The sequence below is a fragment of the Chitinimonas naiadis genome (assembly GCF_054780835.1).
Map to the genome: position 1 here is coordinate 81,577 of NZ_BAAGVO010000007.1, position 22,607 is coordinate 104,183.

At 61.0% G+C, this 22,607-nt stretch carries 21 protein-coding genes; 14 read left to right on the forward strand and 7 right to left on the reverse strand.

The annotated features are described in order from the left end of the window. Positions 1–41: 41 nt before the first annotated feature. The 6 genes from ACYVHK_RS20810 to glpD form a co-directional block, all read right to left on the reverse strand. A complete protein-coding gene (locus ACYVHK_RS20810; RefSeq protein WP_460536112.1) occupies positions 42–314 on the reverse strand; it encodes a DUF2160 domain-containing protein in 273 nt (90 codons plus the stop codon). Positions 315–356: 42 nt separating this feature from the next. After that, positions 357–1,154, reverse strand: coding sequence for a carbohydrate ABC transporter permease (locus ACYVHK_RS20815; RefSeq protein ID WP_460536114.1), 798 nt, complete (start codon positions 1,152–1,154; stop codon positions 357–359). A 2-nt stretch (positions 1,155–1,156) separates the two neighbouring features. After that, the gene (locus tag ACYVHK_RS20820; RefSeq protein ID WP_460536116.1) at positions 1,157–2,035 is read right to left on the reverse strand and encodes a carbohydrate ABC transporter permease; all 879 of its coding nucleotides are present in this window, start codon (positions 2,033–2,035) and stop codon (positions 1,157–1,159) included. Between the two features lie 9 nt (positions 2,036–2,044). Continuing rightward, on the reverse strand, positions 2,045–3,115 hold the full coding sequence (locus ACYVHK_RS20825) for an ABC transporter ATP-binding protein (RefSeq protein WP_460536118.1): 1,071 nt from the start codon (positions 3,113–3,115) through the stop codon (positions 2,045–2,047). Positions 3,116–3,126: 11 nt separating this feature from the next. Beyond that, positions 3,127–4,242: an ABC transporter ATP-binding protein gene (locus ACYVHK_RS20830; RefSeq protein ID WP_460536120.1), complete on the reverse strand. Its 1,116-nt coding sequence runs from the start codon at positions 4,240–4,242 to the stop codon at positions 3,127–3,129. A 100-nt stretch (positions 4,243–4,342) separates the two neighbouring features. Continuing rightward, entirely contained in the window at positions 4,343–5,911 is a 1,569-nt protein-coding gene (gene glpD / locus ACYVHK_RS20835; RefSeq protein ID WP_460536123.1) for a glycerol-3-phosphate dehydrogenase, read from the reverse strand. 270 nt (positions 5,912–6,181) lie between these two features. On the opposite strand from glpD, the gene ACYVHK_RS20840 reads away from it, so the two are divergent. Further along, positions 6,182–6,961 carry a DeoR/GlpR family DNA-binding transcription regulator gene (locus tag ACYVHK_RS20840; RefSeq protein ID WP_460536125.1) on the forward strand — a complete coding sequence of 260 codons (780 nt, stop codon included), beginning with the start codon at positions 6,182–6,184 and terminating at the stop codon, positions 6,959–6,961. Between the two features lie 89 nt (positions 6,962–7,050). Here the strand turns inward: ACYVHK_RS20840 and ACYVHK_RS20845 are convergent, their stop codons facing one another. Next, on the reverse strand, positions 7,051–8,037 hold the full coding sequence (locus ACYVHK_RS20845; protein WP_460536128.1) for a malate dehydrogenase: 987 nt from the start codon (positions 8,035–8,037) through the stop codon (positions 7,051–7,053). Positions 8,038–8,275: 238 nt separating this feature from the next. Between ACYVHK_RS20845 and ACYVHK_RS20850 the strand changes: the two genes are divergently transcribed. The 13 genes from ACYVHK_RS20850 to ACYVHK_RS20910 all read left to right on the forward strand — a co-directional run bounded on the left by ACYVHK_RS20850 (position 8,276) and on the right by ACYVHK_RS20910 (position 22,591). Further along, positions 8,276–9,004 carry a GntR family transcriptional regulator gene (locus ACYVHK_RS20850; protein ID WP_460536130.1) on the forward strand — a complete coding sequence of 243 codons (729 nt, stop codon included), beginning with the start codon at positions 8,276–8,278 and terminating at the stop codon, positions 9,002–9,004. A 168-nt stretch (positions 9,005–9,172) separates the two neighbouring features. Next, positions 9,173–9,547: a succinate dehydrogenase, cytochrome b556 subunit gene (gene sdhC / locus ACYVHK_RS20855; protein WP_460536132.1), complete on the forward strand. Its 375-nt coding sequence runs from the start codon at positions 9,173–9,175 to the stop codon at positions 9,545–9,547. Continuing rightward, entirely contained in the window at positions 9,541–9,888 is a 348-nt protein-coding gene (gene sdhD, locus ACYVHK_RS20860; RefSeq protein WP_460536134.1) for a succinate dehydrogenase, hydrophobic membrane anchor protein, read from the forward strand. Before sdhC ends, sdhD begins: the two co-directional genes overlap by 7 nt. Further along, entirely contained in the window at positions 9,888–11,657 is a 1,770-nt protein-coding gene (gene sdhA / locus ACYVHK_RS20865) for a succinate dehydrogenase flavoprotein subunit (protein ID WP_460536137.1), read from the forward strand. Before sdhD ends, sdhA begins: the two co-directional genes overlap by 1 nt. A gap of 23 nt (positions 11,658–11,680) precedes the next feature. Beyond that, positions 11,681–12,382 carry a succinate dehydrogenase iron-sulfur subunit gene (locus ACYVHK_RS20870; RefSeq protein ID WP_460536143.1) on the forward strand — a complete coding sequence of 234 codons (702 nt, stop codon included), beginning with the start codon at positions 11,681–11,683 and terminating at the stop codon, positions 12,380–12,382. 16 nt (positions 12,383–12,398) lie between these two features. Beyond that, the gene (locus ACYVHK_RS20875; protein WP_460536145.1) at positions 12,399–12,662 is read left to right on the forward strand and encodes an FAD assembly factor SdhE; all 264 of its coding nucleotides are present in this window, start codon (positions 12,399–12,401) and stop codon (positions 12,660–12,662) included. 81 nt (positions 12,663–12,743) lie between these two features. After that, on the forward strand, positions 12,744–14,039 hold the full coding sequence (gene gltA, locus ACYVHK_RS20880; protein WP_460536147.1) for a type II citrate synthase: 1,296 nt from the start codon (positions 12,744–12,746) through the stop codon (positions 14,037–14,039). 112 nt (positions 14,040–14,151) lie between these two features. Next, positions 14,152–16,971 carry a 2-oxoglutarate dehydrogenase family protein gene (locus ACYVHK_RS20885; RefSeq protein ID WP_460536149.1) on the forward strand — a complete coding sequence of 940 codons (2,820 nt, stop codon included), beginning with the start codon at positions 14,152–14,154 and terminating at the stop codon, positions 16,969–16,971. A gap of 93 nt (positions 16,972–17,064) precedes the next feature. Further along, on the forward strand, positions 17,065–18,306 hold the full coding sequence (gene odhB / locus ACYVHK_RS20890; RefSeq protein ID WP_460536152.1) for a 2-oxoglutarate dehydrogenase complex dihydrolipoyllysine-residue succinyltransferase: 1,242 nt from the start codon (positions 17,065–17,067) through the stop codon (positions 18,304–18,306). Between the two features lie 107 nt (positions 18,307–18,413). After that, positions 18,414–19,850: a dihydrolipoyl dehydrogenase gene (gene lpdA, locus ACYVHK_RS20895; protein WP_460536155.1), complete on the forward strand. Its 1,437-nt coding sequence runs from the start codon at positions 18,414–18,416 to the stop codon at positions 19,848–19,850. Between the two features lie 102 nt (positions 19,851–19,952). After that, entirely contained in the window at positions 19,953–21,125 is a 1,173-nt protein-coding gene (gene sucC / locus ACYVHK_RS20900; RefSeq protein WP_460536157.1) for a succinate--CoA ligase subunit beta, read from the forward strand. A 27-nt stretch (positions 21,126–21,152) separates the two neighbouring features. Next, on the forward strand, positions 21,153–22,040 hold the full coding sequence (gene sucD / locus ACYVHK_RS20905; RefSeq protein ID WP_460536159.1) for a succinate--CoA ligase subunit alpha: 888 nt from the start codon (positions 21,153–21,155) through the stop codon (positions 22,038–22,040). Positions 22,041–22,288: 248 nt separating this feature from the next. After that, positions 22,289–22,591: a PilZ domain-containing protein gene (locus tag ACYVHK_RS20910; RefSeq protein WP_460536161.1), complete on the forward strand. Its 303-nt coding sequence runs from the start codon at positions 22,289–22,291 to the stop codon at positions 22,589–22,591. Positions 22,592–22,607 lie beyond the last annotated feature (16 nt).

Here is a 22,607-nt window from a genome sequence, read left to right on the forward strand (position 1 = left end):
CGCGGTCAGCGTTGTCGTAAACGTCTGCAACTGCGCCGGGCTTAGCCCCAGCGCATGATGATGATCAACACCACGAAGGACGCGCCGGCGCCATACCATTGCGGCAGGTCCGTCAGCCCTGTCCAGGCAAGGTTCAGGTAGGCGGCGGTCAGCAGCCCCAGGAACAGGCGATCGCCGCGGGTGGTGTTGAGGCGGAGAAAGCCGCGACGGGCGACCGTCGGGCGCACCAGCTCCCATGCCGTCATGCCCAGCAGCATCAGGCCCACCGCGATAAAGAACACCGCCACCGGTGTCGTCCATGCCATCCATTCCATATGCTTGTCTCCTTGGCGCCCTGTCTACACGGCCCGCAGGGTCTAGACGCGACCCATCGCAAAACCCTTGGCGATGTAGTTGCGAACAAAATAGATCACCAACGCGCCCGGCACGATGGTCAATATGCCGGCCGCCGCAAGCACGCCCCAATCCATCCCGGCGGCACTGACGGTGCGGGTCATGATGGCGACGATGGGTTTGGCGTTGACCGAGGTCAGCGTGCGTGCCAGCAGCAGTTCCACCCAACTGAACATGAAGCAGAAGAAGGCCGTCACGCCGATACCGGCACTGATCAGCGGGATGAAGATGCGCACGAAGAAGCGGGGGAAGCTGTAGCCATCGATATAGGCTGTCTCGTCGATCTCGCGCGGAATACCGGACATGAAACCCTCGAGGATCCAGACCGCCAGCGGCACGTTGAACAGCATGTGCGCCATGGCGACGGCGATATGCGTGTCGAACAGGTTCACGCTCGAATAAAGCTGGAAGAAGGGCAGCAGGAACACCGCTGGCGGGCTCATGCGATTGGTCAGCAGCCAGAAGAACAGGTGCTTGTCACCGAGGAACTGGTAACGGGAGAACGCGTAGGCAGCCGGCAGGGCCACCAGCACCGAGCAGACCGTGTTGATGCAGACGTAGATCAGCGAGTTGATATAGCCGCTGTACCAGGATGAGTCGGTCAGGATGGTGTGGAAATTGGCGAATGTCAGGTTATGAGGCCAGAGGCTGAAGACGCCGGTGATTTCCTCGTTGGTCTTGAGCGACATGTTCAGCATCCAGTAGATCGGCAGGATGGCGAACACGAGGTAGACGAGCAGGCCCAGGTAGCGCTTTTTCATGATCAGGCCTCCTTCTTTTGCTCGATGGCGGTATTGCTTTGCAGCAGCGTGTAGAACACGAAGCAGGCCAGCAGGATGATCAGGAAGTACACCAGCGAGAAGGCGGCAGCGGGGCCGAGGTCGAACTGGCCGACGGCCTTCTGGGTGAGGTACTGGCTCAGGAAGGTCGTGGCATTACCAGGCCCGCCACCGGTCAGCACGAAGGGCTCGGTATAGATCATGAAACTGTCCATGAAGCGCAGCAGCAGGCCGATCAGCAGCACGCCGCGCAGCTTGGGCAGCTGGATGAAGCGGAATACCGACCAGCGCGAGGCGCCATCTATCCTGGCGGCCTGGTAGTAAGCCTCGGGAATGGCGCGCAGACCGGCAAAAGCCAGCAAGGCCACGAGAGGAGTCCAGTGCCAGATGTCCATGATCACCACGGTCAGCCAGGCGTCCATGGAGTTGGAGGCGTAGTTGTAATCGATACCCAGCGAGGTCACGACGACACCGGCGAGACCGATGTCGGAGCGGCCATAGATCTGCCAGATGGTGCCGACCACGTTCTGCGGGATCAGCAGCGGCATGGCCAGTAGCACCAGTGCCAGCGACGACCGCCAGCCCTGTGCGGGCAGGGACAGCGCCAGCAGGATGCCCAGCGGAATCTCGATGGCCAGCACGGTGGCGGAGAAGATGATCTGTCGCAGCAGGGCGCCATGCAGTTCAGGATCGCGCAGTACGTTCTTGAACCATTCGGTGCCGACGAAGACCTTCTGGTCCGGACCCAGGATGTCCTGTACCGAATAATTGACCACCGTCATGAGGGGGATGATGGCCGAGAAGGCCACGCACAGCACGACAGGCAGGACCAGCAGCCAGGCTTTGTTATTGATGGGTTTCATCGTGTTCTCCTAGGCCACCCGTTGTCCGTCGGCATAGAACATGGTGCGCTCCGGCACAAAGCCGAGACGTACCCGTGGTCCGCTTATCTGCTGGTGCTCCGAGAGCTTGACCCGGATCTGCTGGCCGGCCAGCGTGGCCGTCAGCAGCTTCGAGGTGCCCAGGTCTTCGACCCTGACCACCTCGGCGTCCAGCGCTGCGGTATCGGTGGCGGCCAACTGGATGAATTCCGGCCGGACACCCAGCATGAGCGCCTTGCCGACCTGGGCCAGGCGCTTGGCCAGCTCCCTGTCCACGGTCATGGTCTGGTCGCCCAGGCGGATGGAGTCGCCATTCAGTTCGCAGGGCAGGAGGTTCATGCCGGGGCTGCCGATAAAGTGGCCGACAAAGGTATGCGCCGGTTCTTCGAACAAGGCTTGCGGCGTGCCCATCTGCACTACCTGGCCTTCGTACATGACGACCACCTGGTTGGCGAAGGTCAGTGCCTCGATCTGGTCGTGGGTCACATAGATCAGCGAGAGCCGCAACTGCTGGTGGATGCGCTTGAGCTGGCGCCGCAGCAGCCACTTCACATGGGGATCGATCACCGTCAGCGGCTCATCAAACAGTACGGCCGCCACATCCTTGCGTACCAGGCCGCGACCCAGCGAGATGATCTGCTTTTCCTCGGCAGACAGGCCGCTGGCGCGGCGCTTGAGATCGCCGGTCAGGTCGAGGATCTCGGCGATCTCCTGCACCCGGCTGCGTACTTCCGTCTCCGGCAGCTTGCGGTTGCGCAGTGGAAAGGCCAGGTTGTCGAACACGGTCATCGTGTCGTAGATCACGGGGAACTGGAAAACCTGGGCGATGTTGCGTTTCTCGGGCGGCAGTTGCGTCACATCCTTGCCGTCGAATAGCACGCGCCCCTCGCTGGGTATCAGCAGGCCGGAAATGATGTTGAGCAAGGTCGTCTTGCCACAGCCAGACGGGCCAAGCAGGGCGTAGGCACCACCATCCTCCCAGAGCATGGTCTGGGGTTGCAGTGCGTATTGATCGCTGCCGGGGTAACGGTGGCCCAGTCCTATCAGTTCGATTTTTGCCATGAGTTCGCGTCCTAGGTTGCCGACGTATCGAGATAGGCGCGGCCACGATCGGGCGAGCCCGCCAGCCTGCCCTGCAGGTCGAAGGCAAACACCTCGTGGGGATTGATATGGAGCTGCAGTGCACTGCCGGGCGCCAGATCGCACACGCCCGGCAACTGGGCAACCCAGTCGGTGGCGCCTTGCCGGATATGCAGATAAGTGTCTGAGCCGCTGATTTCGGCCAGTTCGACTTCGCAGTCCAGGGCAACGTCATCGTTGCTGTCGGGCGCCAGCCGCAGGTGACCGGGCCGGATACCCAGCGTGTATTGACCCGCACTCAGTGAGGTCAGCTGCTGGCCAAGCGGAATGGTCAGCCCATTGGCGAGTTCTGCCACGCCGGGCGCCTTGCCGATCTGGGCCGGGAACAGGTTCATGGGCGGATCGCTGAACACCTGGGCCACGCGCTGTGTTGCGGGGTGATGGAAGACATCCAGCGTTGGGGCGAACTGCAGCAGACGGCCTTCATCCAGTACGGCCGTATGCCCGCCGAGCAGCAGGGCTTCCTGTGGCTCGGTGGTGGCGTAGACCACGGTGGTGTGACTGTCGGCGAACAGATCCTTGAGCTCAGCTCGCAGTTCTTCTCGCAGCTTGTAGTCGAGATTGACCAGCGGTTCATCGAGCAACAACAGGGGGGCTTGCTTCACCATGGCCCGTGCCATGGCGGTGCGTTGCTGCTGGCCGCCGGAAAGGGCGCTTGGCAAGCGATCCAGCAAATGGCTGATGTGCAGTTTCTCTGCCATCGCCTCGACCCGTGCCTTGATCTCCTGGCTGCTGAGCTTGCCTGCCAGCCGGAGCGGCGAGGCGATGTTCTCGAACACGCTGAAGGACGGGTAGTTGACGAACTGCTGGTAGACCATGGCCAGGTCACGCCGGCGCACCGACACGCCGGTCACGTCGACGCCGTCGACCAGAACCCGTCCGCCGCTGGGACGGTCAAGGCCTGCCATCAGCCGCATCAAAGTGGTCTTGCCAGCGCGGGTCTGGCCGAGCAGCACATTGATCTTGCCGGCTTGCAGCGTGAGGTCGAGCGGATAGATGTGCGTATCCGCGCCGGCCAGCTTGCTGACGCCGTCCAGTTGAAGCTGCATTGCTGTTGTCTCCGTTATCCGTTAACCACACCCTTGTCTGCGGGTTTTGTGGCTTGCTGCGGGATGGTCCTCGTTACCCTACACCGCTGCGCCCTAAAGGCTAGCTGTTTGTGAGCGGTGCCTGATCGTATTTTTTCGATTCTGTCATGTTTACAACATGGTACTTGAGCCAGGCATCCAGTATCTCGAGGCCATTGGCCGGGACATGCAGGCCCAGCTTGGAGCGGCGCCAGAGTATGTCGCTGGCTTCGGTCGCCCACTCCTGGTCTTGCAGGTAACGGATTTCGCTGGCGTACAGGCCGGGTAGCACTTCCTCGCCCAGATCCGCCAGGCTGCGCCTGCCTTCAAGCAGGCGCGCGGCGCGCGTGCCGTAGCTGCGGGCATAGCGTCGTGCCAGTGGGGCAGGGAGCCAGGGGTGCGTGTCCTGCATATTGTGCAGGAAGGCCCCGAAGTCTCCTGCCGGGATATCGCCCCCGGGTAGCTTGGCTGTGGCCGTCCAGGGGCCGCTCCCCTTGTGCAGCATCTCCTCGACGCGATCTGCGGCTTCCTCCGCCAGCTTGCGGAAGGTCGTGATCTTGCCGCCGAACACCGACAGCAGGGGGGCGGGGCCGGTATCGAGGACCAGGTCATAGTCTCGTGTCACGCCGGCGGCATCTGCGGATTCGTCATCCAGCAAGGGGCGAACACCGGCATAGCGCCAGGCGACCTGATCCGGCGTGATGGCTTGCTTGAAGTAGCGGCTCGCCATCTCGCAGAGGTAGCTGACCTCGCTGTCGTCAATGGCGACCTGTTCCGCCGGGGCGCGATATTCGATATCGGTGGTGCCGATCAGGGTGTAATCCTGCTCGTAAGGAATGGCGAAAATGATGCGCTTGTCGGGGTTCTGGAAGATATACGCATACGGGTGGTCGAACAGCTTTCTGACCACGATATGACTACCCTTGATCAGGCGAACGCGCTTGGCCGCCGGCGTTTTCGCGATCTGGCTGAGGAAGTCGCCGACCCAGGGGCCTGCCGCATTGACCATCATGCGTGCCTGAACCTGCCGCTGACTGCCGTCGCCTTGCTGCAGCGTCATCTGCCAGCCATCGTGCTGCCGTTCCGCGGCGATGCAGGCGGTGTGGGTCAAGATGGTCGCGCCCCGTTCACGCGCATCCAGTGCGCAGAGCGTGACCAGGCGTGCATCGTCCACCCAGCCGTCCGAATAGACAAAGCCCTTTTGAAAGCGAGCCTGTATGGGTGTGCCCGCCACGTGCTGGCGCAGATTCACGCCTTCGGAGGCAGGCAGGATATGGCGGTGGGCCAGGTGGTCATAGAGGAAAAGGCCGGCACGTATCATCCAGGCGGGCCGGAGATGCTGGTCATGCGGCATGACGAAGCGCAGCGGCCAGATGATGTGCGGCGCCGAGCGCAGCAGAACCTCGCGCTCCTGCAAGGCCTTACGGACCAGGCCGAATTCGTAGTACTCGAGATAGCGCAGGCCGCCATGTATCAGCTTGGTACTGGCGGAGGAGGTGTGGCGCGCCAGGTCATCCTTCTCGCACAGCAGGACCGACAGGCCTCTCCCGGCCAGATCGCGGGCGATGCCGGTGCCATTGATGCCCCCACCCACTACGACGATATCGAACACCCCGCTCTGCACGGCTGGCTCCTTGGCTATTTGCAACATACGCTGACTGATAATGTAGAAGATGATGTTCGTTTTTGCCAAATTTATGTTCGTTTATATTCCTTGTGTGGTTATTTTGTGGTTGTTGCATTTCGTTAAGGTGGCGTGATTTTCTGGATCGTTTGTATTTATTAATTTAAATTAATGATTTACTTTGATTCTCGCTCTGCAGGAGGTCGACCGGTCCGGTGTCCGCGTGTTTGAAAAAGAAAATGTGTTATGTTTTTTTGCGGCTAAGCTGACAAGGCTTGAGAGCAAGGAGTAGGTGTAATGAATCCAAGGCAGATGGAACTGCTGACGCTGGTACGTGGCCGCGGCTTTGTCTCGGTAGAGGAGCTGGCGACCCATTTCGGCGTCACCATGCAGACCATACGTCGCGACGTCAGCCAGCTGGAGGAGGAGGAGCTGCTGCGGCGCTATCACGGTGGCGTCGGCTTGCCATCCAGCGTGCAGAACATCGCTTACCCGGAGCGGCAGGTGCTCAATAGCGAGGCCAAGCGGCGGATCGCCGCCCTGGTGGCGCAGGAGCTCTCTGACGACAAGTCGTTGATCATCAATATCGGCACCACCACGGAGGCTGTCGCGCTGGCGCTGCAGCAACACCGTGGTTTGCATGTGGTCACCAATAACCTGAATGTGGCGATGACGCTTTCGGCCAATGCCGCTTGCGAGGTCATCGTGGCTGGTGGGGTGGTGCGGACCCGGGACCGGGGGGTGGTCGGGGAGGCGACGATTGATTTCATCCGCCAGTTCAAGGTGGATATCGGCATCATCGGTGTGTCGAGCATCGAGGCGGATGGCACGCTGCGCGATTTTGACTATCAGGAGGTCAAGGTGGCTCAGACCATCATCGAACAATCCCGGCAGGTCTGGCTGGTGGCGGACCACACCAAGTTTGGTCGCGAGGCGCTGGTGCGTCTCGGGCATCTTTCTCAGGTGGATTGTCTGTTTACCGACAGGCCGGTGCCGGCGCACCTGGCGCTTGCCCTGCGCGATGCGGGCACCCAGGTTTTCGTGGCGCAGGCCGAGGATATGGCGGCCAGCATCTAGCGCCTTTGGCGCAAGGTCGGTGCGGCGGATAGAAAAAGGGCGAACCGAAGTTCGCCCTTTTTTCTTGCTGCCTGCTGCTGGCGGTGAAATCAGCCGAGCAGGTGGGCCACACCAGCGCGCTCTTCTTCGAGCTCGGCCAGGGTGAAGTCCATGCGCTCACGGGAGAAGGCGTCCACTTCCAGGCCTTCCACGCGTGTGTACTCGCCGTTGGCGCAGGTGACGGGCACGCCGTACATCACGCCTTCGGGGATGCCGTAGGAACCATCGGACGGAATGCCCATGGTGACCCACTTGCCGTTGGTGCCCAGTACCCAGTCACGGATGTGGTCGATGGCGGCGTTGGCTGCCGACGCTGCCGAGGACAGGCCGCGTGCTTCGATGATGGCGGCGCCGCGCTTGCCCACTTTGGGAATGAAGGTGTCCTTGTTCCAGGCTTCGTCGTTGATCTTGCTCTTGAGAGAAGCACCGCTGACGGTGGCGAAGCGGTAGTCGGGGTACATGGTCGGGCTATGGTTGCCCCAGACGACCAGGTTTTCGATGTCGGCAACGGCAACGCCGGCCTTGGTGGCCAGTTGGCTCAGGGCGCGGTTATGGTCCAGGCGCAGCATGGCGGTGAAGTTCTTGGCCGGCAGATCCGGGGCCGACTTCATGGCGATGTAGGCGTTGGTGTTGGCCGGGTTGCCGACAACCAGCACCTTCACGTCACGGCTGGCGACCTTGTTCAGTGCTGCGCCTTGTGCGGTGAAGATCTTGGCGTTCTCGAGTAGCAGGTCCTTGCGTTCCATGCCGGGGCCGCGTGGGCGGGCGCCGACCAGCAGGGCGACATCGACATCCTTGAATGCCACTTCGGCATCATCGGTACCGACCACGCCGGCCAGCAGCGGGAAGGCGCAGTCTTCGAGCTCCATGATCACGCCCTTGAGCGCGGCCTGGGCCTTTTCCAGCGGCAGTTCCAGGAGTTGCAGAATGACGGGCTGGTCTTTGCCCAGCATTTCGCCAGAGGCAATGCGGAACAGCAGGCTGTAGCCGATCTGACCGGCTGCGCCGGTAACGGCAACGCGAACGGGTTTCTTCATCGTGGGGCTCCTGGAGCTTTTTGGTAGGGAGGGGCTAGTGACTGACTGCGGGGCATGTAAGTTCATGTCGCAGCACAGCAATCGAACTGAGTCTAGCATCACAAGCCACTGAAATCACCCGGATTCCTGCAATTTGCGCGCTTTGTCTGCTTGTTGTCTTCTGTCTTATATAAGACTGGAATGGACAGCTGCGGCGGGGTGGCGTATAAAGCGCGAAATCCCAAGAGTTTGTCTACCCATGTCTGCCGTCACTGGCCGTACCACCGCCGAGTTGCCTGGCCGCCAGCCGCTCTACACGCAGGTGCGTACGCGCATCGTCGCGGGTATAGAGCAGGGCGAGTGGGAGGCTGGCGAGCTGCTGCCGAGCGAGGTGGAGCTTGCCGACCGTTTTGGCGTGAGCCAGGGCACGGTGCGCAAGGGGCTGGACAGCCTGGTCGGTGAGGGTGTGCTGCTGCGCCGCCAGGGGCTCGGTACCTTTATTGCGCCGGCCGAGGACGATTGGGGTAAGGCCGGATTGCCGGCCGGTTCGCGGGCGCTGGATACTTCGCTTGAACTGCTGGCTTGTGCGCGCGGCAACGCGGGTGAGGAGGCCGCAGCGGCGCTGGGTCTGCGTCGTGGCGGGATCGTGATGACCGTCAAGCGCCTGGTCCGGGTTGCCGGCGAGCCGTTTGCGGTTATAGAGAGTTTTGTGGCGGCCGAGCGTTTTGAAGGCTTGGATGCCCGTCGTATCAAGCAGGCCAATTGCAATCTGCGCACGGTATGGTGGCGCGAGTTCGGCTTGCGGGTGGTGTCCAACCCCCCGCAGTTCCGCGCTGGTGTCGCAGGCCGTGAAGAGGCAAGGCTGTTGGGTATGGCAGTGGATGCACCCATCCTGGAAGTGGCGAGGGTTGCCAGCGGCCTGGATGGTGAGGCGGTGGAATGGTCGGTGCTGCGTTGTCGTACCGATCAATACGTCTATCGCGTGTAGTAGCGCGCACGGAGAGGCCGGGAGGCTGCCGTGCGGAGGTGGAGTCGGTCGGTATTAGCAAATCCCTTTGCTACAATCGAAAGGCTTTGCCTCTCCCGAGAGTAATAACTCCGGGTAGGCGGTGCGGTATGGCCCGCACTGTCGGATCAAACAAAAAAGGATTGCGTCATGGAGAAAGCACGGCCTAAACACTTGGATCTTCCCAAGATAAGGTTACCGATACCGGGCATCGTCTCGATTTTGCATCGCGTCAGCGGCGCGCTCATGTTCCTCGCCATCCCAGTCATGCTGTGGCTGCTGGCAGGTTCGCTCTCCAGTGAGGCGCGTTATGACGTCTTCCGGGGCTTCATCTCCCATCCCATCGTCAAGCTGGGCCTGATCGCCGTACTGTGGGCTTATCTGCACCACGCCTGTGCCGGTATCCGCTTCCTCCTGCTTGATGTCCACAAGGGTCTCGAACTCGAAACCGCACGCAATACCGCCAAGGCCGTCCTGGTGGTCAGTCTGGTACTCACTGCCATTATCGGAGGTCTGCTGTGGTAAATCGTCACGTCATCGGTGCCCATTACGGCCTGCGCGACTGGCTGTTGCAGCGCATCACCGCTGTGATCATGCTGGTCTATACCATCGGCCTGCTGGTCTTCCTGTTTGCCGCCGCCCACGCCTCCTATGAAGGCTGGCGCGCCCTGTTCGCCAACACGGGCGTACGCATCCTCTCCACCGTCACCGTCATGGCGCTGCTGCTGCACGCCTGGGTCGGCATCCGCGATATCTGGATGGACTACGTCCAGCGGCTGGCCATTCGGTTGACCTTGCATGTGCTGACCATCCTCTGGTTGCTGGTCAGCTTTGTCTACGCAGTTAAAGTGTTGTGGGGTGTGTAATGGCGAACGTCGCTAAACGTCAATTCGATGCGGTGATCGTCGGTGCTGGTGGTGCTGGCATGCGCGCCGCACTGCAGCTTTCCGAGGCTGGTCTGAAGACCGCCGTACTCTCCAAGGTTTTCCCGACCCGCTCGCATACCGTGGCGGCTCAGGGTGGCATTTCCGCATCGCTGGGCAACGTCCAGGAAGACAAGTGGGAATGGCATATGTACGACACCGTCAAGGGCTCCGACTGGCTCGGCGACCAGGACGCGATCGAATTCATGTGCAAGACCGCGCCGGAAGCCGTGATCGAGCTGGAACACTTCGGCATGCCGTTCGACCGCGTCGAATCCGGCCGTATCTATCAACGTCCCTTTGGCGGACATACTGCCAATTTCGGCGAAAAGCCGGTGCAACGTGCCTGCGCGGCCGCCGACCGTACCGGTCACGCCCTGCTGCACACGCTGTACCAGCGTAACGTACGTGCCAATACCCAGTTCTTCGTCGAATGGATGGCGCTGGACATCATCCGCGATGCCGATGGCGACGTGGTTGGCGTGACCGCGCTGGAAATGGAGACCGGTGAGGTCTACATCCTGCACGCCAAGGCCGTGTTGTTCGCCACCGGTGGCGCCGGCCGCATCTATGCCGCCTCGACCAATGCCTTCATCAATACCGGCGACGGCCTGGGCATGTGTGCCCGTGCCGGTATCCCGCTGGAAGACATGGAGTTCTGGCAGTTCCACCCGACCGGCGTGGCCGGTGCCGGCGTGCTGATCACTGAAGGCGTGCGCGGCGAAGGCGGTATCTTGCTCAATGCCAATGGCGAGCGGTTCATGGAGCGCTATGCCCCGACGCTGAAGGACCTTGCCCCGCGCGACTTCGTGTCCCGCTGCATGGCTCTGGAAGTGCTGGAAGGCCGTGGCGCCGGCAAGAACAAGGATCACGTTCTGCTGAAGCTGGATCACCTCGGTCCCGAGGTCATCAACCACCGCCTGCCGTCGATCCGGGAAATCGCGATCAAGTTCGCTGGTGTTGATCCGATCAAGGAACCGATCCCGGTCATCCCGACCACGCACTACCAGATGGGTGGTATCCCCACCAACTACCTGGGTGAAGTCATGGTGCCGAAGGGTGACAACCCGGAAGTGCGCATCAACGGCTTCTATGCCGCTGGCGAGTGTGCCTGCGCTTCGGTGCACGGTGCGAACCGCCTGGGTACCAACTCGCTGCTCGACCTGGTGGTCTTCGGCAAGTCGGCCGGCGACAGCATGATCGACTTCATCAAGCGCGAGCGTCCTACCCACAAGCCGCTGCCTGAGAACGCCGCCGACTTCAGCCTCGCCCGTATCGCCCGACTGGAAAACCAGACGGGTGGCGAAGATGTAAACGTGGTGCGCGAAGCCATGCAGAAGACCATCCAGCTGCGCGCCGGCGTGTTCCGCAACAGCGAGAACATGGCGTTGGGCGTGAAGGAAATCGCTGAAGTTGCCGAACGTGCCAAGCGTACCCAGATCAAGGACAAGTCCAAGGTCTGGAACACCGCACGCATGGAAGCGCTGGAGCTCGACAACCTGATCGAAGTCGCCGTAGCGACGATGATCGCGGCCGATGCCCGTAAGGAATCGCGTGGCGCGCACTCGCACGATGATTTCGAGAAGCGTGACGACGAGAACTGGATGAAGCACTCGCTGTTCTACAACAACGATCGCCATCTGTCCTACAAGCCGGTGCATACCAAGCCGTTGACCGTCGACTACATCCCGCCGAAGGAGCGTACGTTCTAATCGGACGTACTGGAGCCCAGACTATGAAGATGCAATTCAAGATCTATCGCTACAACCCGGATGTCGATGCCAAGCCGTACATGCAGGACATCGAGGTCGAGCTGGAACCCAGCGACAAGAAGCTGCTGGATGCCCTGGTCCGTCTGAAGACGGTCGACGACAGCCTGTCTTTCCGCCGCTCCTGCCGTGAAGGCGTGTGCGGTTCGGATGCCATGAACATCAATGGCAAGAATGGCCTGGCCTGCGTGACTGACATCAACAGTCTCAAGCAGCCGGTCGAGATTCGTCCGCTGCCGGGCCTGCCTGTGATCCGCGACCTGATCGTGGACATGACGCAGTTCTTCAAGCAGTACAACTCGATCAAGCCGTATGTGATCAATGATACCCCGCCTCCGTCGCATGAACGTCTGCAAAGCCCGAGCGACCGCGAAGAGCTGGACGGTTTGTACGAGTGCATTCTGTGCGCCTGCTGCTCGACCTCCTGCCCGTCGTTCTGGTGGAACCCGGACAAGTTCGTGGGTCCGGCAGGTCTTCTGGCCGCCTACCGCTTTATCGCCGATACGCGTGACACGGCGATCAACGAGCGCCTGGACAACCTGGAAGATCCGTACCGCTTGTTCCGTTGCCACTCCATCATGAACTGCGTGGATGTGTGCCCGAAGCATCTGAACCCGACCAAGGCAATTGGCAAGATCAAGGAACTGATGGTCAAGCGTATCGCCTGACCGGATGAAAACTGAGATGTATACCCAAGCGGACAAAAACCGACTCCGCTGGCGTTCCCGGCGGGGACTGCTGGAACTTGATCTCGTGTTCGAGCTCTTTCTTGAACACGACTTCGAGCAGCTGTCTTCTGCCGAGCTGGACGTCTACCAGGACTTGTTGATGCTGCCGGATATCGACTTGCTGGAGCTGGTGGACGGCAAAACCGTCACCGACGATCCACGCTTCGTTCCTATCCTGACGAAGCTACAGCACTGGCAGGTTCTGAAGAATCAACAATAATGCGCTTAGTTCGAGGCCCCCAGCGCGCCGTACATTGATGGGCTGGTGGTTCACCCGAAATCCAATCAGGAGCACTTTTTCATGGCTGATACTTCCAACACGGTTACGCTCTCCTACAACAACGGTCAGAACAGCATCGAACTGCCGGTTCTGAAGGGCACCTTGGGCCCGGACGTGGTTGATATTCGCGCTTTCGGCAAGACAGGCATGTTCACGCATGACCCAGGCTTCCTGTCGACTTCCAGCTGCGAATCCAAGATCACCTTCATTGACGGTGATCTGGGTCAGCTTTACTACCGTGGTTACCCGATCGAGCAACTGGCCGAGCACAGTGACTACCTGGAAGTCTGCTACCTGCTGTTGAATGGCGAGCTGCCGACGGCTGAGCAGAAGAAGAACTTCGACTACACCGTCATGCGCCACAACATGCTGCATGACCAGATCCACAATTTCTTCCGTGGCTTCCGCCGCGATGCACACCCGATGGCCGTGATGGTCGGTGTAGTCGGCGCGTTGTCCGCCTTCTACCATGACTCGCTGGATATCAACGATCCGCGTCATCGTGAAGTGGCTGCCTTCCGCCTGGTTGCCAAGCTGCCGACGATCGCCGCCCAGGCCTACCGTTACAATCGCGGCCTGCCGCTGTCCTACCCCAAGGCTGGCCTGACCTACGCCGAGAACTTCCTGTACATGATGTTCTCGACCCCGGTCGAAGAGTACAAGGTCAATCCGGTTACCGCCCGCGCGCTGGATCGCATCTTCACGCTGCATGCCGATCACGAGCAGAACGCCTCGACCTCGACGGTTCGCCTGTCGGGTTCCTCTGGCGCCAACCCGTTCGCCTGTATCGCTGCCGGTATCGCCTGTCTGTGGGGCCCGTCTCACGGTGGCGCCAACGAAGCCGTGCTGAAGATGCTGGACGAGATCGGTGATGTCTCCAACGTCGCCGAATTCATGCAGGGCGTGAAGGACAAGCGCTACAAGCTGATGGGCTTTGGCCACCGCGTCTACAAGAACATGGACCCGCGCGCTGCCATCATGAAGCAGACCTGCGACGAAGTGCTCAACGAGCTGGGCCTGCATAACGATCCCAAGCTCAAGCTGGCCATGGAACTGGAACGCATCGCCCTTGAAGACCCGTACTTCATCGAGCGCAAGCTGTACCCGAACGTGGACTTCTACTCCGGTATCGTGTTGTCGGCCATCGGCATCCCCGTCTCGATGTTCACCCCGATCTTCGCGCTGGCCCGTACCGTGGGCTGGATCTCGCACTGGAGCGAGATGATTGCCGATCCGGCAATGAAGATTGGTCGTCCGCGCCAGTTGTACACCGGTGCACCGCGTCGCGATTACGTAGAGATCGCGAAGCGCAAGTAAGCCTGCAGCGGTGTGCGCGGTTGATGCCGCGCACACCGCTGTTTGCAAGTAAGTAGTTTGTCGAAATCGTCTCGCCCAAGCGAAAAGCAAAAACGCCATAGGCCACATCACCATGATGCAAGCATTCCAAGCCCAGTCCCACTTGTTCGGCGGCAACGCGCCGTTCATTGAGGATCTGTATGAGCAATACCTCGCCGACCCGCTTACGGTATCTGAAGAATGGCGGGACTATTTCGACAAGCTGCAGCAATTGCCCGGTGCCACGGACCGCGATATTCCGCGTGCCGCCATCGAGGAATCCTTTATCCAGCAAGCCAAGCAGCCCCGTACCGGTGGCGTGAGCGCGGCTGCGCAGAGCGAGGCCATGAAGAAGCAGGTGGCCGTGCTGCGCCTGATTTCGGCCTACCGGATCATCGGTGCGCGCTATGCGACCCTGGACCCGCTGAAGCGCTTGGACCAGCCGCTCCTGTCCGAGCTTGACCCGACCACCTATGGCCTGGTCGATGCCGACATGGCGCTGACCTTCGATTGCGGCAACCTGATCGGACCAGAGCGCGACACGCTGGCCAATATCCTGTCGCGCCTGAAGCAGACCTACTGCGGCAATATCGGTCTGGAATACATGCACATCACGACCTCGGAGCAGCGCTACTGGATCCAGGAGCGTTTCGAGTCGGTGCGCTCCACGCCCAGCTTCAGCCGCGACAAGAAGTTGCGCGTACTCAAGCAGATCACGGCTGCAGAAACGCTGGAGCGCTACCTGCATACCAAGTATGTCGGCCAGAAGCGCTTCTCGCTGGAAGGCGGCGAAAGCATGATTGCTGCGCTGGACCATCTGGTACAGACCTCCGGCGAGCATGGCGTGCAGGAAATGGTGATCGGCATGGCCCACCGTGGCCGCCTGAACGTGCTGGTCAATACGCTGGGCAAGCAGCCCCGCGACCTGTTTTCCGAATTCGAAGGCAAGTACAGCTACGACCTGCCGTCCGGCGACGTGAAGTACCACATGGGCTTCAGCTCGGACATCCCGACCCCTGGCGGTGCAGTGCACGTTTCGCTGGCGTTCAACCCGTCGCACCTGGAAATCGTCAACCCGGTCGTGGTCGGCTCGGCTCGTGCCCGCCAGCAACGCCGTGGCGACCGCACTGGTGCACAGGTCATGCCGGTGCTGCTGCACGGTGACTCGGCCTTTATCGGCCTGGGCACCAACCAGGGTACGTTCAACCTGTCGCAAACCCGTGGCTACGGCGTGGGCGGCACGGTGCACATCGTGATCAACAACCAGATCGGCTTCACCACCAGCGATACGCGCGATACCCGCTCCTCGCTGTACTGCACCGATATCGCCAAGATGATCGAAGCACCGATCTTCCACGTGAACGGTGATGATCCGGAAGCCGTTTGTTTTGTGGTGCAGGCCGCGCTCGATTTCCGTCGTCAGTTCAACCGCGACGTTGTCATCGACCTGGTCTGTTTCCGCAAGCTGGGCCACAACGAGGGCGATGACCCGATGTTGACCCAGCCTATGATGTACAAGCGTATCGCCAAGCATCCTGGCGTGCGCAAGATGTACGCCGAACGCCTGGTGACCGAAGGTCTGTTGAGCGCTGACGAGGCCGATGGCCTGATCAAGGCCTACCGTGCCGCGCTGGACAAGGGTGAGCATGTCGAGCAGACCACGCTGACGGACTTCAAGCGCAGCTTTGCCATCGACTTTGGCGCATTCAAGGGCACCCACTGGGCGCACCCGACCGATACGACCCTGAGCGCTGCCGAGATTGGCCGTCTGGCCGAGAAGGCCACCAAGGTGCCGGATGACTTCAAACTGCACCCGACTGTCGAGAAGGTGCTGGCCGCCCGTCGCGAGATGGCCGCAGGCAAGCAGAACATCGACTGGGGCATGGCGGAAATCCTGGCCTACGGCTCGCTGCTGGAAAAGGGCTATGGCGTGCGTATCTCTGGTGAAGACTCGGGTCGCGGCACCTTCAGCCATCGTCATGCTGTGCTGCATGACCAGAACCGCGAGAAGTGGGATGCGGGTGCACATGTGCCGCTGCGCAACCTGAGCGACAACCAGGGCAACTTCCTGGTGATCGACTCCATCCTGAACGAAGAAGCGGTGCTGGCCTTCGAGTATGGCTACAGCTCCTCGGCGCCGGACGAACTGACCATCTGGGAAGCGCAGTTCGGTGACTTCGCCAACGGCGCACAGGTGGTGATCGACCAGTTCATCACCTCCGGCGAGACCAAATGGGGTCGTTACTGCGGCCTAACCATGATGCTGCCGCACGGCTACGACGGCCAGGGCCCTGAGCACAGCTCGGCTCGCCTCGAGCGCTATCTGCAGATGTGCGCCGAGCACAATGTGCAGATCGTGATGGCATCGGAAGCCAGCCAGATCTTCCACGTGCTGCGTCGCCAGCAGTTGCGCCCGTATCGCAAACCGCTAGTCATCTTCATGTCCAAGCGCCTGTTGCGCTACAAGGATTCGATGAGCCCGCTGGAAGCGTTCACCCAGGGCGGTTTCCGCCCGGTGATCGGTGATCCGGTTACACCGGATGCGAAGAAGGTGAAGCGCGTTGTGGTCTGTTCCGGTCAGGTCTACTACGACCTGCACAATGGCCGTGTCGAGCGCGACCAGAAGGATGTCGCCATCGTTCGCGTCGAGCAGCTCTACCCGTTCCCGACCGATGAACTCAAGGCTGAGCTGGGCAAGTACACCGCCGCCAAGGAGATCATGTGGGTGCAGGAAGAGCCGAAGAACCAGGGCGCCTGGCACCAGATCCGCCACCGCCTGGAGGCCTGTATGTCGGCCAAGCAGACCTTGCTGTACGCCGGTCGTCCGTCGTCCGCTTCGCCGGCCGTGGGCTACATGAGCAAGCATACTGCCCAGCTGAAGGCCTTCGTCGAAGAAGCGATGACGCTGAAGTAAAGCAATCGAAGCAGAGTGAACACCCGGCCGCCTATGTGCGGCCGGTTGGTACGTCAAAAACCCAAGTCAGGCCGATAATACGGAGCCGAAAACATGCTGATCGAAGTCAAAGTCCCCCAACTGCCCGAGTCTGTATCCGAAGCCACCCTGGTGAGCTGGAAGAAGAAGGTAGGCGAGTATGTCGAGCGTGATGAGAACCTCATCGACCTGGAAACCGACAAGGTCGTGCTGGAGCTGCCCGCTCCGCAAGCCGGCGTGATCGTCAGCCTGGTCAAGGGTGATGGCGCGACTGTCGTCAGCCAAGAACTGATCGCTACCATCGATACCGAAGCCAAGGCCGGTGCCGGTGCTGCCAGCGCGCCTGCCGCTGCGCCTATCGGCCAGGAACCTGCTCGCGTTGCCGCTGCGGCTGCCGCTGCCGGTGTGCCGGAAAATGCAATCGGCTTTGGCACGGCGGTCATGCCGGCTGCCAAGAAGGCTGCTGCCGACGCTGGCGTGGATACCAGCAAGATCCAGGGCAGTGGCCGTGATGGTCGTGTCCTGAAGGAAGACGTCGTTGCTGCTGCCGGCAAGCCTGCCGCTGCACCGGCAGCCAAGGCTGCGCCTGCACCCGCCGTCACCGTGTCGCTGGGCGATCGCGGCGAGCAGCGCGTGCCGATGTCCCGCCTGCGCCAGCGCGTTGCCGAGCGTCTGATCGAGTCGCAATCGACCGCTGCCATCCTCACCACCTTCAACGAAGTGAACATGAAGCCGGTGATGGAGCTGCGTAACAAGTACAAGGACAAGTTCGAAAAGGAACACGGCATCAAGCTGGGTTTCATGGGTTTCTTCGTCAAGGCCGCCGTCCATGCCCTGAAGAAGTACCCGATCGTCAATGCCTCGGTTGATGGCAACGACATCGTCTATCACGGTTACTACGATATCGGCGTGGCCGTGGGTAGCCCGCGTGGCCTGGTGGTGCCGGTGATCCGCAATGCGGACCAACTGAGCCTGGCGCAGATCGAGAAGCAGATTGCTGACTTCGGCAAGCGCGCGCAGGAAGGCAAGCTGACCATCGAGGAACTGAGCGGCGGTACCTACACCATCTCCAATGGCGGCACCTTCGGTTCGATGATGTCCACCCCGATCATCAACCCGCCGCAATCGGCCATCCTCGGCATGCACGCCACCAAGGAACGCGCCATGGTTGAGAACGGTCAAGTGGTGGTTCTGCCAATGATGTATCTGGCCCAGTCCTACGACCATCGCATCATTGACGGCCGTGAAGCGGTGCTGTCGCTGGTGGCGATCAAGGAAGCCATCGAAGACCCGGCCCGCCTGTTGCTGGATATCTAAACCATAACGCGCATCGCCGGCTGCGAGCGCGTCGTGCCTGCCCCGTCTTGGCGGGGTAGGGCATGAAGCACCTGCCGGCGGTTCCAACGCTCTCCCCAGAGGTTCTCATGTCTCAACAATTTGACGTTGTCGTGATCGGTGGCGGCCCCGGTGGCTATGTAGCAGCCATTCGCGCAGCACAGCTTGGTTTCAAGACCGCCTGTATCGATGCCACCAGCTCGGCTGACGGCAAGCCCAGCCTGGGCGGTACATGCCTGAACGTGGGTTGTATCCCGTCCAAGGCGCTGCTGCAGTCGTCGGAAAACTATCATCACGCCGTGCACAGCTTTGCCGATCATGGCATCAGCACCGGCACCGTGAAGATGGACGTGGCGCAGATGCTCAAGCGCAAGGAAGAGATCATCGCCAAGAACACCGGTGGCATCACCTTCCTGTTCCGCAAGAACAAGGTGACCTCGTTCCACGGCACCGGCAGCTTCAAGTCCAAGAATGGCGACAAGTACGTGCTGGAAGCCAAACTGGCTGACGGCAAGACCGAGAGCATCGAGGCGACCCACGTGATCGTGGCGACCGGCTCCAGCGTCCGCCAGTTGCCAGGCGTGACCATCGACAACAAGCTGGTGCTCGACAATGAAGGCGCGCTGGCGATCCCCGCCGTGCCCAAGCGCCTGGGTGTGATCGGTGCCGGTGTGATCGGCCTGGAAATGGGCTCGGTCTGGAAACGCCTGGGTTCCGATGTCACCGTTCTGGAAGCCATGCCGACCTTCCTGGGTGCCGCCGACGAACAAGTTGCGCGTGAAGCCCTGAAGTTCCTGACCAAGGAAACCGGCCTCGTGATCAACACCGGTGTGAAGATCGGCGAGATCAAGGTCAGCAAGAAGGACGTGACCGTCAGCTATGTCGATGCCGCCGGCGCCGAACAGAAGGCCGTCTACGACAAGCTGATCGTCTCGATCGGCCGCGTGCCGAACACTGCCGGCCTGAACGCCGACGCCGTTGGTCTGAAACTGACCGACCGCGGCCAGGTCGATGTGAACGACGACTGCCAGACCAACCTGCCCAATGTCTGGGCGATTGGCGACGTGGTGCGTGGCCCGATGCTGGCGCACAAGGCGTCGGAAGAAGGCGTGGCCGTGGCTGAGCGCATTGCCGGCCAGCACCCGCACGTGGACTTCAATTCCGTGCCTTGGGTCATCTACACCAGCCCGGAAATCGCCTGGGTCGGCAAGACCGAGCAGCAGCTCAAGGCCGAAGGCGTCGAGTACAAGAAGGGTCAGTTCCTGTTTTCGGCCAACGGCCGTGCGCTGGCGCTGGGCGAGGCCAAGGGCTTCGTCAAGATGCTGGCTGACAAGAAGACCGACCGCATCCTGGGCGTACATATCGTCGGCCCGTTTGCCTCGGAACTGATCTCCGAAGCCGTGGTGGCGATGGAGTTCAGCGCTTCGTCGGAAGACATCGCCCGCATCGTCCACGCCCATCCTTCGCTCAGCGAAGCGATGCACGAGGCCGCATTGGCCTGCGATGGTCGTACAATCCATAGCTAAACGAACTTGAGAGAAGGGGGAAGGGAGCAGGGTAGGGCGTCAGCCTCATCCTTCCCCCTTCGCCCTTCCCTGTTAAGCAACTTCTCTCAAAAGGGAAACACAATGAATCTGCACGAATATCAAGCGAAAGACCTGCTGGCTAAGTACGGCCTGCCGGTTCAAAAGGGCATCCTGGCTACCACGCCGGAAGAGACTGCCAACGCCTTCCGTTCCATGGGCGGCAAGTTCGCCGTGGTCAAAGCCCAGGTCCATGCCGGCGGTCGCGGCAAGGCCGGTGGCGTGAAGGTCGTCAAGAGCGCTGAAGAAGCCGCCGATGTCGCCAAGTCGCTGCTGGGCAAGCGTCTGGTGACCTACCAGACAGACGCCAAGGGTCAGCCTGTCGGTTCGCTGCTGGTTTGCGAAGACATGTACCCGGTGCAGCGCGAATTGTATCTGGGCGCCGTGGTGGATCGTTCGACCCGCAGCATCGTTTTCATGACTTCCACCGAAGGTGGCGTGGAAATCGAAGAAGTGGCGCACAACACCCCTGAGAAGATCATCAAGACCGTGGTTGATCCACTGGTTGGTCTGCAGCCGTACCAGGCTCGTGAAGCCGGCTTTGCGCTAGGTCTGGACGAGAAGCAGATCAAGCAGTTCACCGGCCTGATGATGGGCGCGTACAAGGCATTCGTGGAAAACGACTTCGCCCTGTTCGAAATCAACCCGCTGGCTATCCGTGGCGATGGCACGCTGGCTTGCGTGGATGCCAAGATCGGCATCGACAGCAACGCTGCTTTCCGCCTGCCGGCCATCGTGGCCCTGCGCGACAAGTCGCAAGAGAACGAGCGTGAACTGAAGGCTTCCGAGTTCGACCTGAACTACGTGGCCCTCGAAGGCAACATCGGTTGCATGGTGAACGGCGCCGGTCTGGCCATGGCCACCATGGACATCATCAAGCTCAAGGGCGGTCAGCCTGCCAACTTCCTGGACGTGGGCGGCGGCGCCACCAAGGAGCGCGTGATCGAAGCCTTCAAGCTGATCCTGGCCGACGAGTCGGTCAAGGGCGTGCTGATCAACATCTTCGGCGGCATCGTCCGTTGCGACATGATCGCCGAAGCGATCATCGCTGCCGTGAAGGAAGTGAACGTTACCGTGCCGGTCGTGGTTCGCCTCGAAGGTAACAATGCGGAACTGGGCGCCAAGATTCTGGATGAATCCGGCCTCAAGCTGACTTCGGCCCAAGGCCTGAACGACGCTGCCGAGAAGATCGTTGCCGCTGTCGCAGCGCTCGCCTAACCACCGCACTGAATCAGGAGTTAAACAATGAGCGTTCTAGTCAACAAGAACACCAAGGTGCTGGTGCAGGGTTTCACCGGCAAGAATGGTACCTTCCACGCCGAGCAGGCGCTGAAGGTCGGCACCAAGGTTGTCGGCGGCGTGACCCCCGGCAAGGGTGGCACCCAGCATCTGGGCCTGCCGGTATTCAACACCATGCGCGACGCCGTGCGTGAGACCCAGGCCGATGCGACCGTGATCTACGTGCCGGCTCCGTTCGCCAAGGATTCCATCCTGGAAGCGATCGACGCTGGCGTGAAGCTGGTGGTGTGTATCACCGAAGGCGTGCCCACCATCGACATGCTGTACGTGAAGCGTGCCGTTGACGAAGCCGGCATCCGTCTGATCGGCCCGAACTGCCCTGGCGTCATCACCCCGGGCGAGTGCAAGATCGGCATCATGCCGTGGCACATCCACAACCCGGGCCGTATCGGCATCGTGTCCCGTTCGGGCACCCTGACCTACGAAGCCGTGGCACAAACCACCGCTCTGGGCCTGGGCCAGTCCACCTGTATCGGCATCGGCGGCGACCCCATCCCCGGCACCAGCCACATCGATTCGCTGAAGCTGTTCCAGGACGATCCGGACACCGACGCGATCATCATGATTGGTGAAATCGGTGGTTCGGCCGAAGAAGAAGCTGCCGAGTTCGCCAAGTCCTACGTGACCAAGCCGGTTGTGGGTTACATCGCCGGTGTGACTGCCCCCAAGGGCAAGCGCATGGGCCACGCTGGCGCCATCATCTCCGGCGGCAAGGGTACGGCAGAAGAGAAGTTTGCCGCTTTCGAGCGTGCAGGCATCGCCTACACCCGTAGCCCGGCCGAGATCGGCAAGACCATGTACGACCTGCTGAAAAGCAAGGGCATGATCAAGTAATCGATCATTACCGATCTGCAACACAGCGCCACCCTAGGGTGGCGTTGTTGTTTTGGGAGCTGGGTGAACTACCATGAAGCCTCTGGGTGTTGGCTTGCCGAACGATTTCACGCCGCTTGGTCGGCCACCACGCCACAATTTGACCATGTTCAAGGTCGGTCGACTGGTACGATCAGCCTAGTTCAGATTATGCTAATGAACATGAGCATCCTGTCCTCTTTGATACCCCTTATCGCCCGGAGCGACTCGTGAGCGCGGAAAAGCGTACCGCACGGCGCGTCCCGGTTGAATGTCCCGCCCGTATCCGGACGCCGGATCTCGGTCCTAGCTACTATGGCACCTGTACGGATCTGTCTGTTTCCGGTCTGACCATCATCAGCAATTTCGTGCCCCGGCATGACGAGGAGCTGGAGGTGACGGTGGTGCCGCCACGCAATGGCAAGCTCAAGCCGCAGCCCATGACTGCCAGGGTCAGGGTGCGCCGCTGCCATCAGATCGAGTCCGGGTCCCAGTACGAGATTGGCCTGGAGATCGTCCAGATACTGGGCTGAGCCGCTCGCCCAGCCC

Coding starts and splice junctions, on each gene's coding strand:
- ACYVHK_RS20810 (WP_460536112.1), bottom strand. CDS start 314: ATGGAATGGATGGCATGGACGACACCGGTGGCGGTGTTCTTTATCGCG.
- ACYVHK_RS20815 (WP_460536114.1), bottom strand. CDS start 1,154: ATGAAAAAGCGCTACCTGGGCCTGCTCGTCTACCTCGTGTTCGCCATC.
- ACYVHK_RS20820 (WP_460536116.1), bottom strand. CDS start 2,035: ATGAAACCCATCAATAACAAAGCCTGGCTGCTGGTCCTGCCTGTCGTG.
- ACYVHK_RS20825 (WP_460536118.1), bottom strand. CDS start 3,115: ATGGCAAAAATCGAACTGATAGGACTGGGCCACCGTTACCCCGGCAGC.
- ACYVHK_RS20830 (WP_460536120.1), bottom strand. CDS start 4,242: ATGCAGCTTCAACTGGACGGCGTCAGCAAGCTGGCCGGCGCGGATACG.
- glpD (WP_460536123.1), bottom strand. CDS start 5,911: ATGTTGCAAATAGCCAAGGAGCCAGCCGTGCAGAGCGGGGTGTTCGAT.
- ACYVHK_RS20840 (WP_460536125.1), top strand. CDS start 6,182: ATGAATCCAAGGCAGATGGAACTGCTGACGCTGGTACGTGGCCGCGGC.
- ACYVHK_RS20845 (WP_460536128.1), bottom strand. CDS start 8,037: ATGAAGAAACCCGTTCGCGTTGCCGTTACCGGCGCAGCCGGTCAGATC.
- ACYVHK_RS20850 (WP_460536130.1), top strand. CDS start 8,276: ATGTCTGCCGTCACTGGCCGTACCACCGCCGAGTTGCCTGGCCGCCAG.
- sdhC (WP_460536132.1), top strand. CDS start 9,173: ATGGAGAAAGCACGGCCTAAACACTTGGATCTTCCCAAGATAAGGTTA.
- sdhA (WP_460536137.1), top strand. CDS start 9,888: ATGGCGAACGTCGCTAAACGTCAATTCGATGCGGTGATCGTCGGTGCT.
- ACYVHK_RS20870 (WP_460536143.1), top strand. CDS start 11,681: ATGAAGATGCAATTCAAGATCTATCGCTACAACCCGGATGTCGATGCC.
- ACYVHK_RS20875 (WP_460536145.1), top strand. CDS start 12,399: ATGTATACCCAAGCGGACAAAAACCGACTCCGCTGGCGTTCCCGGCGG.
- gltA (WP_460536147.1), top strand. CDS start 12,744: ATGGCTGATACTTCCAACACGGTTACGCTCTCCTACAACAACGGTCAG.
- ACYVHK_RS20885 (WP_460536149.1), top strand. CDS start 14,152: ATGATGCAAGCATTCCAAGCCCAGTCCCACTTGTTCGGCGGCAACGCG.
- odhB (WP_460536152.1), top strand. CDS start 17,065: ATGCTGATCGAAGTCAAAGTCCCCCAACTGCCCGAGTCTGTATCCGAA.
- lpdA (WP_460536155.1), top strand. CDS start 18,414: ATGTCTCAACAATTTGACGTTGTCGTGATCGGTGGCGGCCCCGGTGGC.
- sucC (WP_460536157.1), top strand. CDS start 19,953: ATGAATCTGCACGAATATCAAGCGAAAGACCTGCTGGCTAAGTACGGC.
- sucD (WP_460536159.1), top strand. CDS start 21,153: ATGAGCGTTCTAGTCAACAAGAACACCAAGGTGCTGGTGCAGGGTTTC.